The organism is Yeosuana aromativorans, assembly GCF_014646655.1.
Taxonomy (GTDB): domain Bacteria; phylum Bacteroidota; class Bacteroidia; order Flavobacteriales; family Flavobacteriaceae; genus Yeosuana; species Yeosuana aromativorans.
Genome location: NZ_BMNR01000003.1, coordinates 232,057 through 250,179 on the forward strand (window position 1 = coordinate 232,057; position 18,123 = coordinate 250,179).

General features: G+C 33.9%; 13 protein-coding genes and 1 tRNA gene. 5 read left to right on the top strand and 9 right to left on the bottom strand.

The annotated features are described in order from the left end of the window. Position 1: 1 nt before the first annotated feature. A complete protein-coding gene (locus IEW94_RS07935; RefSeq protein ID WP_188651770.1) occupies positions 2 to 1,183 on the bottom strand; it encodes a glycoside hydrolase family 26 protein in 1,182 nt (393 codons plus the stop codon). Between the two features lie 149 nt (positions 1,184 to 1,332). On the opposite strand from IEW94_RS07935, the gene IEW94_RS07940 reads away from it, so the two are divergent. The 5 genes from IEW94_RS07940 (at position 1,333) to IEW94_RS07960 (ending at position 9,627) form a co-directional block, all read left to right on the top strand. Then, positions 1,333 to 2,211, top strand: coding sequence for a helix-turn-helix domain-containing protein (locus IEW94_RS07940; protein ID WP_188651771.1), 879 nt, complete (start codon positions 1,333 to 1,335; stop codon positions 2,209 to 2,211). A 296-nt stretch (positions 2,212 to 2,507) separates the two neighbouring features. Continuing rightward, complete coding sequence (locus IEW94_RS07945; protein WP_229669485.1) at positions 2,508 to 5,690, top strand: SusC/RagA family TonB-linked outer membrane protein; 3,183 nt, start codon at positions 2,508 to 2,510, stop codon at positions 5,688 to 5,690. An 11-nt stretch (positions 5,691 to 5,701) separates the two neighbouring features. Continuing rightward, complete coding sequence (locus tag IEW94_RS07950) at positions 5,702 to 7,294, top strand: RagB/SusD family nutrient uptake outer membrane protein (protein WP_188651772.1); 1,593 nt, start codon at positions 5,702 to 5,704, stop codon at positions 7,292 to 7,294. Positions 7,295 to 7,310: 16 nt separating this feature from the next. After that, positions 7,311 to 8,345 (top strand): IPT/TIG domain-containing protein, encoded by a 1,035-nt coding sequence (locus tag IEW94_RS07955; RefSeq protein WP_188651773.1) that lies wholly within the window; start codon positions 7,311 to 7,313, stop codon positions 8,343 to 8,345. A 76-nt stretch (positions 8,346 to 8,421) separates the two neighbouring features. Next, complete coding sequence (locus tag IEW94_RS07960; protein WP_188651774.1) at positions 8,422 to 9,627, top strand: glycoside hydrolase family 27 protein; 1,206 nt, start codon at positions 8,422 to 8,424, stop codon at positions 9,625 to 9,627. A 500-nt stretch (positions 9,628 to 10,127) separates the two neighbouring features. On the opposite strand, the gene IEW94_RS16915 is transcribed toward IEW94_RS07960, so the two are convergent. The 8 genes from IEW94_RS16915 to IEW94_RS08000 form a co-directional block, all read right to left on the bottom strand. Continuing rightward, the gene (locus tag IEW94_RS16915) at positions 10,128 to 10,361 is read right to left on the bottom strand and encodes a multiheme c-type cytochrome (RefSeq protein ID WP_308423691.1); all 234 of its coding nucleotides are present in this window, start codon (positions 10,359 to 10,361) and stop codon (positions 10,128 to 10,130) included. A 459-nt stretch (positions 10,362 to 10,820) separates the two neighbouring features. Beyond that, positions 10,821 to 12,056, bottom strand: coding sequence for a site-specific integrase (locus IEW94_RS07970; protein WP_188651775.1), 1,236 nt, complete (start codon positions 12,054 to 12,056; stop codon positions 10,821 to 10,823). 260 nt (positions 12,057 to 12,316) lie between these two features. Then, a tRNA-Asp gene (locus tag IEW94_RS07975) sits at positions 12,317 to 12,390 on the bottom strand. Between the two features lie 78 nt (positions 12,391 to 12,468). Beyond that, positions 12,469 to 13,398, bottom strand: a complete 930-nt coding sequence (locus tag IEW94_RS07980; protein ID WP_188652206.1) for a DUF58 domain-containing protein — start codon at positions 13,396 to 13,398, stop codon at positions 12,469 to 12,471. Then, entirely contained in the window at positions 13,395 to 15,965 is a 2,571-nt protein-coding gene (locus tag IEW94_RS07985; RefSeq protein ID WP_188651776.1) for a M1 family aminopeptidase, read from the bottom strand. The genes IEW94_RS07980 and IEW94_RS07985 overlap by 4 nt, the downstream gene beginning before the upstream one ends. An 84-nt stretch (positions 15,966 to 16,049) precedes the next feature. After that, positions 16,050 to 16,592, bottom strand: a complete 543-nt coding sequence (locus IEW94_RS07990; protein WP_188651777.1) for a ClpP family protease — start codon at positions 16,590 to 16,592, stop codon at positions 16,050 to 16,052. Between the two features lie 77 nt (positions 16,593 to 16,669). Next, positions 16,670 to 16,987 (bottom strand): thioredoxin, encoded by a 318-nt coding sequence (trxA, locus tag IEW94_RS07995; protein WP_188651778.1) that lies wholly within the window; start codon positions 16,985 to 16,987, stop codon positions 16,670 to 16,672. A 223-nt stretch (positions 16,988 to 17,210) separates the two neighbouring features. Beyond that, the gene (locus IEW94_RS08000; protein ID WP_188651780.1) at positions 17,211 to 18,080 is read right to left on the bottom strand and encodes a hypothetical protein; all 870 of its coding nucleotides are present in this window, start codon (positions 18,078 to 18,080) and stop codon (positions 17,211 to 17,213) included. Positions 18,081 to 18,123 lie beyond the last annotated feature (43 nt).

Genomic DNA, 18,123 nt, shown 5'->3' on the forward strand with positions numbered 1-18,123 from the left:
CTTATAGTTTAGATTTTAGTTTGTTAATATCATTTAAAAATAATGTTTTTGGCTGTTTTGCAAACGCTTTAAAATCGGCTTCACTTTTATGTCCTTTGTACGACACATATTGTTCACCTTTAGTACCATTTCTCCAAAAGAGTATCCAAGCAATTCCAGAGTTTTCAATAGTTGGATATAATACCTTAGAAAACCAATTTTGGTCTGGAGAAGTATCTTGAATAAACCAATTATTGCCATCTAACTTATTAACACCAGTTTCAGTAAGCGCATATAACTTACTTCTTTCCGTAGCAATATTTTTTATAATTTTTAAATCATGTTCCAGAGAGTTAACGAATTCAAAAGAATTTTGAAAATCATAAATATCAATTCCTAATATGTCCACAAAATTATCACCTGGATAATAATCCATATATGCATCATTGGGACCTAATCTATTAGGAGAATATGTATAAACTAAATTGTGTATGTGGTAGGTATCTCTCAATAAATAGACGGTATTTCTCCATAATTGGATGTATTCAATTGAATTGCAATTAGGGTTTCCCCACCAAAACCATCCACCGTTCATTTCGTGGAATGGTCTAAAAATTATTGGAATGTCTTTTCCTTTAAACTTTAAAGATTTTAAAAAGGTTGCTACTTTATTTATCCATTCCTCATATTTATCAACATAGATTCCGTTACCAATAATTTTTTCTACAGCAGGCGTTTTGTCCCAAGAATCGCCATTTGTTACGGGGTTGTCTGCATGCCAACTTATAGTTATAATGCCTCCTTTACTAAAGGCATCAATTATTAATTGTCTCATAGTGTTAAATGGGACGTCGTCTAAGTTATTCTCATTTCCTGTCTCAATCCCACTAATATCAAATCCATAAACGGCAGGAAAATCACCTACAACATCATTTACATCACTTTTAATCATATTAGGAAAATCAGCCTGTTTCCATCCAATGCCATATGAAGTATCATCTTGATGACCAATGGCAAATCCTTCTTTAGAAAGATAGAATAATTCCTTATGAAGTTTTTTAACCCTTTTTGACGTTTTAGTATCAACTAACGTTGGTTTTTTGTAAACTGTATTATAAAAAGGTTTACATGAACTAAAAAAAAGGACTACTAACCCGATAGCAAAACTTTTGTATAAATAAAATATTTTGTTCTTTTTACTCATTAATTCTTGTTTTATGATAATTTAATACCATATATAATATTAAATATATAATTTTGTTGTTACAATTTTATGAAATTCAAAAATAACTATATACTGAGCATAACAATGATATTATTTTATCAATATGTTAAAATATAATTACACTAAAAATGAATATATTAAATAAAGTACATAGAGAAATAACACCTTTATCTCCCGAAGACAGTTTTTTAGTTTTTGATAGAGTTAAGGATGGGTTTGATTTTCCAATTCATTTTCATCCAGAATACGAGCTAAACTTTATCAGCAATGGCAAAGGTGTTAATAGAGTAGTTGGGGACAGTATTGAGGAGATTGATAATATCGAGCTTGTTTTGGTGGGACCAAACTTACATCATGGTTGGCTAAACAATAACTGTAAAAGTAAAGAAATAAGAGAAATTACAATACAATTTCATGAAGACTTATTTAATCATGCCTTTTTATCCAGAAAAATACTGAAACCAATTAAGGATATGTTTGATAGATCAATACATGGAATTTTGTTTTCAAAAAAAGTAAGTATGGACATACATGAACGAATCTCGCATGTTTCAAAATTAGATAGTATGGATTACTTTTTAGAATTGATTTCCATACTATATGATTTAGCCAACTCCAGAAACCAAAAACTTTTATCGACCTATACAACCAATCGAGATAGTTTTGAAAACAGTGATAAAATCAAAAGAGTATATGAATATGTTCAGGAAAATTTTGACAAGAGAATAACGCTTGCAGAAGCTTCAGGACTTATCAACATGAGCCAAGTATCTTTTAATCGATTCATGAAAAAGAGAACAGGTAAAACGTTTGTAGATTATGTTAATGATGTTAGGATTGGTCATGCAGCAATACGATTGGTAGAAAAGGATATTAGTATATCTGAAATAGCTTTCAATTGTGGGTTTAACAATATTGCGAATTTTAATAGGGTTTTTAAAAAATCTAAAAACTGTACACCTAGTCAATATAAAAATGATTTTTCTGGTATTAAACGAATCTTATAATATTTATACAATTTAGCATTATATTTCTTCATTTCAGTATAGCCTTTAAAACAATCAATTGTTGTTTAAAGGCTATTTTTTTCTACTATAAATAGGATTAAATGAATTTTTTTTGCGAAAAATAGATGAGTTTATTTTTTTGCGAAAAAATTTCATTGGTAAATGACAAAATAATATTAACGTTAAGTTAACAATTCCTTTAATTTTGAAATTAACAAAAATAGACATGATTAATTATGTATATCGTAAAATAATTATTCATTGATTTAACAATTAACACTACTAAACTAAAAGACATGATGAAAACAATTTTTAAGAATATGTATAGTGGCATAAATCATTACTTGCCACTATTACTATTTTTTCTAGTTAGTCAAATTGCTTTAGCCCAAACTCAGGTTGAAGGCATTGTTAATGACTCTAAGGGAATGGCTCTTCCAGGAGTTAGTATACTTGAAAAAGGGACTAACAATGGAGCTGTTACAGATTTTGATGGTAATTTTACTATCTCAGTGCAAAAAAATGCAACTTTAATTTTTAGCTATTTAGGATTTGAGCCACAAGAAATCAAAGTTATTGGCAGATCTAATATAAATGTGGTTTTAACAGAAAAACTTGAAGGCTTAGATGAAATTGTCGTAATTGGATATGGCTCTCAAAAAAGAGGTGATGTGAACAGTTCCATTTCTTCCGTCAAAGCAGAGGATTTAAAAGATTTAAAACAGATATCACTAGATCAAATGCTACAAGGAAAAGCAGCTGGCGTAAGTGTTACTAGCAATTCAGGAGCGCCAGGAGGTGCAGCTTCTATTAGGATTCGAGGGACTACCTCATTAACAGGTACTAATGAGCCTCTGTATATTATTGATGGTGTTCCGATATCTGGTGATGCCACAGGAAAATCAACTAGTGGTCAGCCATTAGTAGGTAAGGATGGTTTTTCATCTACAGGAGGTAACGGAAACAATGCCGTTAGTCCATTATCAATGATAAATCCAAATGACATAGAAACAATTGACATTTTAAAAGATGCATCAGCAACAGCAATATATGGATCAAGAGGGGCTAATGGAGTTATCATAATTACTACAAAATCTGGTAAAAAGAGCGAAGGTAAAATAGCCTATGAAGGTTATACTTCCATCGTAAGTAACTATAAAGATCTTAATGTAATGAATCTCCAACAGTTTGCTAAAAACAAAACGGACTTAGCAAACCTTTTCGGATTAGAAACACGTGATGAATTTTCACATCCAGAATTACTAGGTTTAGGCACCGATTGGCAAAATGAAGTATATAGAACTGCCATCGCCAAGAACCACCAATTATCTTTTTCTGGATCAAAAAATGGTACTAATTATTATTTATCAGCAGGCTTCTTAGATCAAGAGGGAACCATTATTAATTCAGGACTTAAAAGATATACGGTTAGATTGAATGCCGATTCAAAGGTTAAAAAGTGGCTAAAAGTGGGGGCCAATTTAACTGGTGGGATAACTAATGAAAAAGTTACTGTTAATCAAAGTTTTACAGGGCTGATTAGTAACACCTTGCTCCAAGCTCCTGACATTCCTGTAAGAAATGCAGATGGGTCTTTTGCTGGCCCACCAAGCTCAGATCAAAGCGTTACGTATTATAACCCGGTTGCAGAAGCACTAACAAGAGATAATAAATTAATACGAAAAAACTTTTTAGGAAATGTATATGCTGAACTTTCTATTATTGAAGGCTTAAAATACCGTATTGAAGTTTCGGCAAATACAGAGTTTTCAAAGAATGAAGATTTTAGACCATCTTATAAATGGGGATCTCAAGAAAATGTTACAGCAGATTTAGATACCAGAAACCAAAACTGGTACTCAACAAACATAAAAAACTTGTTAACCTATAATAAAACAATAGACAAGCATAGTTTTACAATTTTGTTGGGTCAAGAAGCCAATGATAGCCACTGGGAAGGTGTTGTCACTTCTTCAAGTGGTTTTAAAACAAATGAAAATCATACTATAAACTTAGCAGATGTAGATAATAATACGGTAACTGGTTACAAGGGCAGCGCATCTATTTCTTCATATTTTGCACGTTTAATTTATAGTTTTGATAATAAATATAGCCTAACCGCCTCAATAAGATCGGATACTTCTTCCAAATTTGATCCAACAACAGATAATCAAACAGGAATTTTCAAAGCCATATCGGGCTCCTGGAAATTATCTAATGAACCTTTTATGGAAGGCACCAAAAAATACATTGACAATATTAAATTCAGAATTGGATATGGTGAGACTGGTAACCAGCAGATAGAAAATAATAGATACACAGCCTTATTGAATACTCAAAATTCTGGCTTAGGAAGCGGTTTTTTAGTATCAAATTCCCCAAATCCTAATTTAACTTGGGAATCTTTAAACCAAACAAATGGCGGTATTGATTTTACTCTGTTTGATTCAAGGCTCTCAGCTAGTTTTGATATTTATGATAAAACCTCTGAAGGATTTTTATTTCAGGTACCATTGCCAGATTATTTAACTGGAGGGGGCAGTCAATACGGAGGTATTTCGGCCCCATATTCAAACCTTGGGACTATGCAGAATAAAGGTTATGAATTTACTTTAGGATATAATTTGAGTACAGATAGTTTCAGTTGGAATTCTTCTTTGAATATATCACACTATTCAAATAAATTAGTAGAAATTCAGGATGGTCTTGTTTTAACCCAACAAGTAAACACTAATGGGTATCAGCCAGTTGTTGTTACAAATACTATAGTAGGCAAACCAATAGGTATGTTTTATGGTTATGTTGCAGAAGGGATTTTTAACGATTTAAACGAACTTAACAATGCACCTCTTCAATTTGGTCAACCTGTGGGAACTGGAGCTGGAGAAACCTATTTAGGTGATGTAAAATATAAAGACGTAAGTGGAGATGGTGTCATAGATGCATCAGACAAAACATTGATAGGTAGTCCACATCCAGATTTCACCTTTGGTTTTACCAATAACTTCAAGTACAAAAATTTTGATTTATCATTATTCTTACAAGGTTCGTATGGTAATGATGTCATGAATTTAACAAGAAGAGCAGGTACAAAAAATTCTTCATTATATGAAAACCAGCTAGTTGAGGCAGCAAACTATTGGACTCCAACAAATACAAATACTGATATTCCAAGGCCAATAGCAGATTCAGCTAACAATAATTTATTAATATCCAGCCGTTATCTTGAAGATGGCTCTTACTTAAGAATACAAAACTTAACTTTAGGCTATTCTATACCACAAGATGTTTTAGAAAAATTTAAAATGTCCAGATTGCGAATTTATGGTTCTGCTCAAAACCTATATACTTTTACTAAGTATTCTGGTTACGATCCTGAAATTGGTTCCTTTAATCAAAGCCCCCTTTTGTCAGGTATAGATAATGGAAGATACCCATCTCCAAGAACTTTTTCAATCGGTGTAAACGTAGAATTTTAAAAAAAATGAAAATGAAAAATAAAAATTTCTTTAATATTTACAAGTTGCTAAGCTTAGCAATAGTGTTTTTGGTTTTTGGTTCATGTTCCGATGACTTTACAAATAGGCCACCTGAAGACGCCATAAGTTTAGATGCGTATTATAACACTAATGACCAAGTAGTTTCTGCAACGAATGGTATGTACAGTAGAACCTGGTTTCAATTGTGCAACAAGTTTTTTTGGACACTAGAGGTTGGTTCTGGAAACATGTATTCCGGGTCTCCTGATGTTGCTGGTTTAAGAACATTTTCTTTAAATGGAAGTGATCCAGAATTGGCAAATGGCTGGGCTTCTATGTGGGCAAATGTGGCTCAAGCAAACGCTCTTATTAATTTCTTAGAATCTCGTGTTGGTCCAGATGTAGACCAAGATGTTATAGACCATGCAATCGGTGAGGCTTATTTCATGAGAGCTACCGCTTACTTTTATCTAGTCCGCATGTGGGGACCTGTTCCAATTATTGAAAACAACTTAGATTATTCTAACGACCCATACATAAATACAAACCCTGTATCAGACATTTATACTTTCATTGTAAATGATTATAAAGCTGCAATAGACAAATTAGAAAGCAAAATTAGAGGCTCGAATTATGGTGAAAATGGCCGTGTTTCCAAAGGGTCTGCAAAAGCTATGCTTGCTAAAGTATATCTTTATCAAAAAGATTATCCAAACGCAAGAGCAATGGCTGAGGAAGTCATTAATAGTCATGAATTTAAATTGCTAGGCGGTAGCGAGTTACCATCAATGTCTTTTGGTGATTTATTCTTATACAAAAACAACAATAATCAAGAGTCCATTTTTGCCATTCAATGGAAAGGGGACGGAAATTATGGATCTGCCAATAACAGTAATACGCAATTTGGAATAAGCTCTAATACTGTTTCTACATCAAATGCTACTTACGGAGGTGTATTTGGCCCATCCCAAGATATATTTTCATTGTATGATGTAGCTGATTTAAGAAGACATGAAACCATAATGATTCCTGGTGATACTTATCCTAATATCAACACATCCAATGGTGTTGGTTTTACAGTGCCAGATGAAGATAATGCTCAAGGTTCTGGCGGAGGCATTAAAAAGTATTGTCTTGGTCGAGTTTCTGATGCAACTGGACCTGTAGATGCTTGGGGCATGATGGATAATAATACCTACATAATGAGATATGCCGAATTATTACTAATTCATGCAGAAGCCGTTTTAGCCGGTGGACCTAGCACTTCAGATCCAGCAGCATTAAGCTCCTTTAATGCCGTTAGAAACAGAGCTGGTTTACCCAGCATGACTTCTATCACTTTTGATGATATTTTTAAAGAAAGAAGATTAGAATTGTGTTTTGAAGGTGATTATTGGTTTGATCTAGGAAGGTTGGACAAAACAGATGCTATTGACATTATGTCTGCGCAAAACAGAGGAAATAAGAATACAGAAGAATATTATACTCCTGTATATTCCGCATCAGATCATGCCGCTAATGATTTTTATATCGATTACCCTGATAATGATGTGGCAAAAAATCCAAAGTTATTAGAAGATCCAGTTCCTTATACTTTTAATTAACATTAATATAATGATTATGAAAAACTTAAAAACAAAAAATATATTGGCCTTTTTTATTATGCTGTCAATAGTTGTTGGTTCTCTATCATCCTGTTCAACTGATGACAATAGCAGTTCATCTTTTGCTCCTCCTGTTATTAATTCAGTAAGCAGAGCGCAAGAAGGAGATTTAACACCCACAACTGTTGGGTATGCTAATAATATGTACATTATTAGAGGGTCGGGCTTTCTGTCCCTTGAGAAAGTCTATTTTAATGATACTGACACCTATTTTAACCCAACATTGGTTACCGACACTGCTGTTTTTGTGACTGTTGACCAAAACACGCCTTATGAGAACGCATCAAATGAATTAGTTTTAGTAACAAAAGGAGGAACCGTTACGTATCCATTTGTAGTTGCTCCACCAGCACCGCAAATGCTAAGAGGATTTAACCCAGTAAATGCAAGTGAAGGAGATGAAATTACAATTTATGGAAATTTCTTTTTAGACCCTGTCGTCACTTTTGGATCAATTCAAGCTGAAGTAGTTTCAAATACATTAACAGAGATTGTAGTAAAAGCTCCTGCTGGTTCTGATAAGCAATATGTAACTGTAACTACCATTTCAGGTTCTGTAACCTCCACTTACGCCTTAGGTACAGCACTTTATGATGACATATGGTATGGTGGATTTGCACCTCCAGATTGGAACAACCATGTTTATGAAACCAATGACACGGCTGCACAAGGCACAACTTATTTTAAAAAGAATATGGGTGGCTGGGACAACCTTCAAGGCGAATGGTCTTGGGATGATCAAATAGCAGATTATGCTGGTATTAGAATGTCTTTAAAAGGACCCGAAGGCTCTAAGATAAAATTAGTTTTCAATGGGAACTGGAGCGATGACACAGCACCTGTTATCACGCTTACATCAGAATGGAAAGAATATTATTTTACATGGGCTGATTTACTCAATGCCGATCATGTACAAAACATATCGTTCCAAGAATTTACTGGTGATGGTGGCGTTTACTATTTCGACAATATTGGTTATATATTAAAATAAATATTTTGAGTTAGTTTAGTAATTAGGGAAACCCTAAATTTAAAATCAGTTTAGGGTTTTTCTATATAATTTAATTATGAAAAAAATCGTTTTTATACTATTGCTTTTAGTACCAATAGTCACACAAGCCCAAAAATTTGAAAACCTTGCCCAAACCCCTCCTTTAGGATGGAATAGTTGGAATACTTTTGGAACTGATATAAATGAACAATTGGTAAAAGATATTGCTGATAAGTTTATTAAACTTGGTTTAAAGGATGCTGGTTACCAATATATTGTTTTAGATGATGGGTGGATGGCTAAAGAACGTGATGAAAATGGCAATCTGGTTGCAGACCCAGAAAAATTCCCTAACGGAATGAAACATTTGGCGGATTACATCCATTCTAAAGGCTTAAAATTTGGACTTTATAATTGTGCTGGCTCTCAAACCTGTGCTGGGTACCCTGGAAGTAGAGGACATGAATATCAAGATGCACGCTCTTATGCGTCTTGGGATGTTGATTATTTAAAATACGATTGGTGTAATACAGGAAAAATAAATGCTGAAAGTGCCTATACAACTATGAGGGATGCCTTATATGCTGCAGGAAGACCTATAGTGTTCAGTATTTGTGAATGGGGTGATAATGAACCTTGGAAATGGGCTAAAGATATCGGGCATTTATGGCGTGTAACTGGCGATATTATTAATTGTTGGGATTGTGAAGTTGGTCATGGATCCTGGCAGTCTTCAGGTGTTTGGAAAATTATCAATATGCGAAAAGATGTTCGTAAAGTTGCAGGACCTGGTCATTGGAACGATTATGATATGATGGAAGTTGGTAATGGGATGACCGATGCTGAGGATAGAAGTCATTTTGCTATGTGGAATATGTTAGCTTCTCCCTTAATCATGGGAAACGATTTAAGAACAGCTCCTAAAGAGACTATTAAAACACTAACCAATACAGAGGTAATTGCTGTAAATCAAGATAAATTGGGTATTCAAGGATTTCGTTTTACAAACGAAAACAATATGGAGATTTGGCTAAAACCACTTGATAACAATGAATGGGCGATGACATTTGTAAATATGAGTAACCATCCTATAGATTTTGTTTTTGATTGGACAAAACATGGTATAGGTGATGATGTCAATGGAAAATGGCTAGATGTAAAAAACAACATCTTTAAAATAAGAGATGTGTTCAATCATAAAAACTTAGGAGACACTTCAAAAGAATTAAAAGCTAATATTGGAGCTCATGATGTAGTCATGATTAAATTAGAAATATTATAGGATTATAGGCAAAATAATCCATATAGAAATCTGTCCATTTGTATGGCAACGGGTATATTGGTCAACCAAGCCCCTAGGGCTGGTCTTCATGGTCATCTTCATGGTGCCTGTATCCTTATATGAATCTCCCAATCGTTTAACATCATCTACATGCTGTTTTCCTGGTCCATAACAAGCTTCTCAGTTCACATTGATGAGCGCAAATTTTGTATTGTAACTATCCGTTTTCTGGTCATAGTTCTCCCTTACATTGATGGAATGACAATCTGAACACATGTTGTTCCAGTTTAAACCACCACGAGACCAGTGTATTCTGAATGCACCACTTTAAAGTCTGTATACAAATCAAACCACTTGTTTTTAACTGAATCCCAAGCGGTTCTTAAGCATTGATAATGTCCATTGGGGAATTTTACAATATATTGTTGAAGTGGTGTTATGCCAAAGGTGTAAACTATCTTATAATCATGTTTTTTTCCATCAGGGCCTTCCGTATTGACTTAAAAATCTGAGCCTTCTTTATAAAAACGTGATGTGACGCTTTGGCTAGTGACTATTTTATTATTGAAATCCGCCAGAACAGTTAAGCTATCGGCTATTTGCATGGCTTTATCATGATGCGATCCTTGCCAATCTTTAAACTCTTGTTGATGACATTTTTTACAATTATTATCACCTAAGAAATCACTATCTGGAATTACCTTTGAAGATATAAATGAACTGTCCTTTGTTATTTTCTCATATTTTTATTCATTTTTACATGAGAAAACAGTGCATATTAATAATAAATAAAATATTCGAAGGCGCATAATTTTGATGAAATATTGAATGATAAAACTACAAATACTAATTCATTTATTTTCCCACTTCCACGCTGCCGATAGTCCTTCTTTTAAAGTTAATTTTGCTTTCCATCCTAAAATAGTATTAGCTTTAGTTGTATCGGCATAGGTGCAAAAAACGGTTAAAGAGAACCACTGAAAACGGGAGTTTTTGAACCACTTAAAACTCTTTTCAGCCGAAGCTATTAAAAGGATTTACAATAATTATTGCTATGCTCACTTTTATCTGCTGTGGATGGTATACTATGCCCGCCCTATCCACATATATGTCTAAATAGTATAAATTTTTGTATTTAAGTTAATAATCCATTTTTATATACGTTGTCATAAAACGATTTAATAATATCTAAATCAGCTTGTTTTCTGAACAGAAAAGCGGTCTTTTAGCCTTTGCATATCCTCACTAATCTTTCGTTCTATCACTCTAGCATAAATTTGGGTCGTGACAATTTTGGTATGACCCAATAATTTAGATACAGTTTCTATAGGAACACCATTGCTTAAAGTTACTGTTGTTGCAAAAGTATGTCGAGCCATATGAAATGTAAGGTTTTTATTTATATCACACATATCGGCAATCTCTTTTAAATAGCTATTCAACTTTTGGTTTGACAAATAAGGCATCAATCCTCCTGAAAGCATGGTCCTTGGATGATCTTCATATTTCTCTATCAATGATTCAACAACAGGTAATAACGGTATTTTTACAGGGGTCTTTGTTTTTAGCCTTTGTGTCATAATCCAATTATTGCCATCAATTCCGGATATAATATTGTCTCTTTTAAGTTTCATAATATCGACGTAGGACATTCCAGTATAACAACCAAAAACAAACAGATCCTTAACTGTCATGAGTCTGTCGATAGAACAGGATAGTCTCTCAATCCTTTGAAGTTCCATTTCAGTAAGGAATTCACGTTCTTTCTTCTCCAACTTTGGTTTGAATTTAACAAAAGGGTCTCGATCTATCCACTCCATATTAAAGGCAAGAGTAATTATTTTTCTAAGTCTTTGGATATGTTTCATTGCTACATTGTTACTGATCTTGCCTTGCGATGGTCTCGATTGATAGCCCCTTAGAAAACTCTCAAAGCCAATGATAAATTGATAATCTAGGTTCTGTAGATGTATATCTAGAGTTTTATACTTTCTTTTTAGGTATACAAAAACATGCTTTTGGGTTGTTCTATAATGTCCTATGGTGTTAACTTTTAGCTTGTATGCCATCGTTTCATTATGATATTCAAAAATGTCCTTAAGAGAATAATGAATTTTATCTTCACCCAAATATCTTGATTTGATAAGTTCTGCTGTAAGAATTCGCTTTTCCATTTTTAAATCTCGATAGCATTGTACTATTTCTGATTTCACCTCATCGAGATATAAATTGATTTCTCTAGCAATTGCACTATTGCCTCTTACTTTTTGGCCTTTGGCATCCCAAGAGTTTATATCCACTTTATGCTTGAGGCTTATGTTGACCTTCCTACCATTTACTGTAATTCGGGCATAAATATTTGTCTGCTTGTTTTGGGCTCGTTTGGTATAAATCCAAAAAAGCACGGAAAATGTTAAAGAAGTACGCATAGTTGTCGTCTTTTTGTTTGTTAAACATTCATTGAGACGAAAGTCAAATCAACTATACCAAGGTTTTCAAATAATCAAAGTTCAATTTTTAACGATGTTGACGATTTGTTGACGATTTGTTGACGATTAAAAAGTAACTGTTGACGATTTGTGAACTTTTAAAGTTAAATATATTATTTTAAAATATAACCCTAAAAACGCTAAAACCCCGATAATCATATAATTAACGGGGTTTTGATTTTAAATAATACTCTTAAAAGCGGTCTGGACGGGACTCGAACCCGCGACCTCCGCCGTGACAGGGCGGCATTCTAACCAACTGAACTACCAGACCGTTGCTTTATTGCGGTTGCAAATATACACGCCTTTTTTTATATGACAAACGTTTTTTTGTGTTTTTTAATAATATTTTCTAAACAAATTTTTGGCGTTCTATCATATACGTTGTGAGGATGTTATTAAAATCTTTATTTATGTCGGCCTCAACATATTTAATTTTATACTGCGCACACTTTAATTTTAAGGTTTCAAAATAATCACTTACCGCTTTGTGGTAGTTTTCTTGAATGGTATCTGCATATAAATTGATATAGTCGCCTGTTTCAACATCAACAAAACGTTTGGGCCTATTATCAAAATCAAAAGTCAACTCTTTTTCCTTGTCAAATACATGAAACAAAATAACTTCATGCTTATTGTACTTTAAATGCCGCAGCGCTTCAAATAACTTATCTTGATCTATGGAAGACTGAAACATATCTGTAAACAAAAATATCATGGAGCGCCTGTGTATTTTTTCTGCTATTTCATGTAAATATTGATAGGTTTCTGTCTCTTTTTTTATTGATTTTGTTACCAGCATATCACTAAGTTGGCTTAACAGCATTTGATGATGCCTTTCACTCCCCTTTTCTGGCGCATAATAATCATAACTATCACTGTAAATGCTTAACCCAACTGCATCGCGTTGCTTTTTTAAAATGTACATTAATGAAGCTGAGGCCAGAGCTGAAAATGCAATTTTATTTAAATGTTGTATTGAAAAATCCGTCATTTTTGGGTAATGCATCGAGCTACTACTGTCAATGATGATGTGGCAACGTAAATTGGTTTCGTCATCATATCGCTTTGTGTAGAGTTTATCGGTCTTTGCAAATAATTTCCAATCAATATGGCGGGTACTTTCGCCTTGATTGTAAATTTTATGTTCTGCAAATTCTGCTGAGAATCCATGAAACGGACTTTTATGCATGCCAGCAATAAAACCTTCCACAACTTGTTTTGCAAGCAGTTCTAAATTCTTAAAACCACTTGTTTTATTGAGCTCATTCTGTAAATTCACTGCCATTTGTCACGTATTAGTTTTGCTCTACAAACGCCATCAGCGGCTTGCAATAATTTGTTTTTTAACACCTCTGGAAAACCTGGATTGTCTTGTAAAAATTGTTCAAGTGTCTGATAGGCAAATTCAGAAGAATAGTTTCCTATAGTGGTACTTAGCCATGCCTTTGGAAAAAAAATATCACCTGTTCGTTGTATTTCCTCAACCAAGTCCAAACACATTTTTAAGTGTTTTTTTGCAGACTCTTGCCGCAAAGGATGATGTATATTCTGCAATGCTGATAGCACCCAACTTTCTTTGTCTCTGTTTTCAGCTTTTGACAAAGATAGCATAAAATCATCTCGTTCCTTTTCATTATTGGATAATGACGGTAACAAAAACTCAAGTCGCTTTTTTCTATCTGGATTTGAAATAGTTTCTAAAGTTTGTTGTAAAATACTATCTGCCTTTGGGTGATTAAATACAGCCAAGGTGCAGGCCAAACTTGTATAATCATCTTCATTTAAATTCAAATTATGTATTGTCAAAGACTTATCCCAAATATGATATAAGGTGTTTTTACCGCTCTCGGAATAGGCAATACTTTCAAATAAGTGGAACAGTGTTTTTTTAAAGCTTGGTGACAAGTCATCATCTAACAATCTTTTAATTAATATAGCTTCTAGCGTTGTCTCTTGAATGGCTCGTTGCTCGTGAGGGATATAATCCCAAAAAATTGAAGACACATAACCAATAATCGTATTTAAAACAAGTTCTTCTTGTTCCGAGGACAGCCCTTTTGTGAGAGTTTCTAAAGCTTTGGCTGGTTGGATATTTCCAGCTAAAACATTTTCATATAAATTGATATAACTATAGCCTCTGGCTACATCATCCTTTATATTAGGTATAGAATTAAGATTTGATCCATCCAATGGAAACACGCCATAGCCAAACGCATCATAATTATATATAATGGATTGTGGTTTTGGCAAACCCCTCAACGTATTAATAGTTTGGTGTTTTTTGTTTAACTGAATGGGAACACACTTAACACTATCTTTATATACCAAACCCAAACTAAAAACCTGTGGCCAAACATTGGAACTACCATCCTCAGCATGTTGCGAAATTTCAAAAGATTGTATTCTATCATTTTGGTAAACAATACTATCAGAAATAATTGGCCGGCCTGATTGATTTACCCAAACTTCACTCCATTGCTTTAAATCCTCTTTTGTTTCAGCATCCAAAATACCTATCAAATCATTCCAATCGGCATTGCTATAGGCAAACTTTTTTATGTATTTACGCAATCCTTTTTTAAAAGCTTCTTTACCCAATAAAGCTTCTAATTGCCGCATCATGATGGGTGCTTTATCATAAATTATATTACCATAAAGCGTTCCTGCATTTTTCAAGTTATCCAGGTTTTGCTTGATGGGGGTAACACCTTTTGTCCGGTCTTCACTATAAGCACTTGGATAATGCTCATTCATAAAATTCAGACGGTGATTTATCTCTGGAAATGCTGGATTAGTTATTTTATCAGCTAAAAAATTAGCAAATACTTCTTTTAACCAAACATCATCAAACCAGTTCATGGTAACCAAATCACCAAACCACATATGCGTTGTTTCGTGAGCTATAAGTTTACAGCGTCTTAATTTTTGGTTTTGGGTAGCATTATCATCTAGAAACAACGATGATTCTCTATATTGGATTGCTCCCACATGTTCCATGCCACCATACTGAAACCCTGGAATTGCAGCAAAATCTAATTTTTGAAACGGAAATTTATAATCCGTGTAATCTTCTAAAAACAACACAGCTTGATGGTGTAATTTGAAAATTTCACGAACGCTGGTCTGTATTTTGTCAGGATCATTTTCACGATAGAGCATATTCATTTTAAAGCCATCTAGCTGTTCACTTACTTTTTTAAAATCCCCTACAACAAACGAAAACAAGTAGGTGCTCATTAAATCAGACTTCTTGAATTTGTAACTAGTATAATCTCCTTTGTTTTCCTTAGCATCTAAATGCGATCCACATAGCACTTCCCAATCCTTTGGCGCATTGATATCCAATACATAATGGGCTTTTATGTTGGGCTGATCAAAACACGGAAATAGGGTGCTGGCTCTATCTGGCACCAACAGGGTGTATAAATAATCGTCATTTCTGTTGAGGGATAATTCCCCAGCATTAAATTTGATATCGATACGATTCTTTCCAATTTTCAAATATTGAGGATCAATAATGACATGCTCTTGTTGATGGTTGACGGGTATCTGCTTTTGGTTTACAACAACTTGTTTGATATATGTACTATCACAATTAAAATCCAAATACAGGGGATGCAACAAATTATTAATCTGTAAATCCAAACCCAATTGGGAATTTATAGCTTCATCCTTATTTCTTGGGATACTAAAGGACAGGTTATACACTACATTGGAAACTTGCTGCCTTCTATAGTTTGCCAATTCCATTGAAATTCCGGGGCTCAACAACGAATCCTGTTCTTTATTTTTGTCACAAGACATGACAACAAGCAAACTGAATATAGATATGACAACTTTCACCATTACTCATTTAAATAACCATGCGGATTTAAAAAAAAATTAAAAGGCATGGTTACCATGCCTTTTTATGTGTTTAATCAAAAGTTATTAAATAATTTTATCTACAATACCGTAAGCAACAGATTCTTCGGCGCCCATCCAATGGTCACGGTTAAAGTCTTTCATGACTTTTTCAACTTTTTGACCACAATTATCAGCCAAAATTTGTGCACTTAACTCTTTGGTCTTGATTATTTCCTGAGCTGTAATTTCAATATCGCTGGCAGGGCCGCGGGCACCACCACTAGGTTGATGGATCATCACACGGGCATGCGGTTGAATAAACCGCTTTCCTTTTTTTCCAACCGATAAAATAATAGACCCCATTGATGCTGCAAACCCCGTACAGATTGTAGAAACATCACTTTTTAATGATTTGATGCAATCATAAATTGCAAACCCTGATGTTACGTAACCGCCCGGGCTGTTAATATATAAATGAATATCTTTAGTCTCTAAAGCATCTAAATACATCAATCTGTCAATAACATGTTTAGCTGATTTATCATCAACCTGTCCCCACAAAAAAACTTTCCGTTGCTCTATTAACTTACTGTCAATGGCATCTTGAACTTTTGTTTTACTACTCATCTTTTTATAATTTTTATCTAAAATAAAAAAAGGTTTACTAATTAAGTAAACCTTTTAATTTTCTTTTTCAAATTTTTTTATAAAAGCGAATCTATCGCTTCTGTATATGCATTTTTAGGAGCTACACCTACTTGACGCCCTACAACTTCACCATTTTGGAAAACCAAAACCGTTGGAATGTTACGTACACCATATTTGGCAGCAAATTCTTGGTTAGCATCAACATCAACTTTACCAACTATAGCTTTGCCTTCATATTCATTACTTATTTCTTCAATGATCGGTCCAACCATTCTACAAGGTCCGCACCAAGCCGCCCAAAAATCAACCATAACAGGTTTGTCACTTTTTAATACAGTTTCTTCAAACGATGCATCTGTTATTTCTAATGCCATAATATTTATATTTATTGTGTTTTACTTCAGATTATTTCACAAAATTAGTCAAAAATTTCTCTAAAGCTTACAACTCGTCAATTTGTTTTACTTATAGTTTTATTGTTTTGTACTATCATCATTTGAATACAATACATCTACGGTGAGCATTTACTTTACTAATGAGGTAAAAAAAAGAGCTATCAAAGTTTGATAGCTCTTTTAAATCATTTAAAAACAGGCATTAATCATGGTGTCTTTTTCTTCCCAATTCAACAGTTGTAACTGTTCCATCTGGGGTTGTTTTAGTCGCCATATTATCACAGGTGCCATCTCCATAATCCAAAACAGTAGTTCCCTCAGCTGTTGTATATTCTTTAATTCCTGAAGCTATATACAAACATTCTGCTGGTTTTACCAACGGCGTGGTAATATCTACACTAAAGGTAGCTCCAGAAGCATCTGTATACACAAAAGATCCGGTAATTGTTTTTTCGTCATCAAAGCAAGAATCTGTGTCACCACCCGCGGTAATTTCTACGGTTTTTGTTCCAACCTTTGTAATGGTTCCGGCATCGGTTTCAACAGAAATATCAACTGAACCTGTCATTTCCGGATTTCCGTTTGCATTACTTGCTGTATAGGTATATGTTTTTGTTCCGTTAACCACATAGCCGTTAATGGTTAAATTATCAACCGTGATGGTTCTCTCTTTGCTGGTATCTGTAACTGACCATGTTTTGGTGATTGTTCCTGTAATAACATTACCATTGTAATCTGTACAATCGCCCGTAAAGGTTATGGTAGCCGTAACCATATCGCCGTTTACTTCCACAGTAATATCTGTACAGTTGCTAAAAAATCCTGAACGACCATGGTTATGTGAGTCTTCACCCTTTAAACCAGAATCTTTACCTGTTGTTGACGTAGAAAAATCAACGCCAAAAGTACTTTCAGAATACATAGAGATGTTGTCCAAAACGCTTTCGGTTTCTTCAATTGCAACTTCATTAGCAACGGCTTGCTCGCCTGAAAGAGCTGGGGCAACCGTATCATTTTGGCAGGCTACAAAACCAAGTGCCAATACAAAAAATAAACTTTTAAAGGTTTTCATAATAAGAATTTTTAATTATTTGGGTATATATATAACTAAACAA

Coding starts and splice junctions, on each gene's coding strand:
- IEW94_RS07970 (WP_188651775.1), bottom strand. CDS start 12,056: ATGCGTACTTCTTTAACATTTTCCGTGCTTTTTTGGATTTATACCAAA.
- IEW94_RS08000 (WP_188651780.1), bottom strand. CDS start 18,080: ATGAAAACCTTTAAAAGTTTATTTTTTGTATTGGCACTTGGTTTTGTA.
- IEW94_RS07935 (WP_188651770.1), bottom strand. CDS start 1,183: ATGAGTAAAAAGAACAAAATATTTTATTTATACAAAAGTTTTGCTATC.
- IEW94_RS07955 (WP_188651773.1), top strand. CDS start 7,311: ATGAAAAACTTAAAAACAAAAAATATATTGGCCTTTTTTATTATGCTG.
- IEW94_RS07960 (WP_188651774.1), top strand. CDS start 8,422: ATGAAAAAAATCGTTTTTATACTATTGCTTTTAGTACCAATAGTCACA.
- IEW94_RS07985 (WP_188651776.1), bottom strand. CDS start 15,965: ATGGTGAAAGTTGTCATATCTATATTCAGTTTGCTTGTTGTCATGTCT.
- IEW94_RS07940 (WP_188651771.1), top strand. CDS start 1,333: ATGAATATATTAAATAAAGTACATAGAGAAATAACACCTTTATCTCCC.
- trxA (WP_188651778.1), bottom strand. CDS start 16,987: ATGGCATTAGAAATAACAGATGCATCGTTTGAAGAAACTGTATTAAAA.
- IEW94_RS07990 (WP_188651777.1), bottom strand. CDS start 16,592: ATGAGTAGTAAAACAAAAGTTCAAGATGCCATTGACAGTAAGTTAATA.
- IEW94_RS07945 (WP_229669485.1), top strand. CDS start 2,508: ATGATGAAAACAATTTTTAAGAATATGTATAGTGGCATAAATCATTAC.
- IEW94_RS07950 (WP_188651772.1), top strand. CDS start 5,702: ATGAAAAATAAAAATTTCTTTAATATTTACAAGTTGCTAAGCTTAGCA.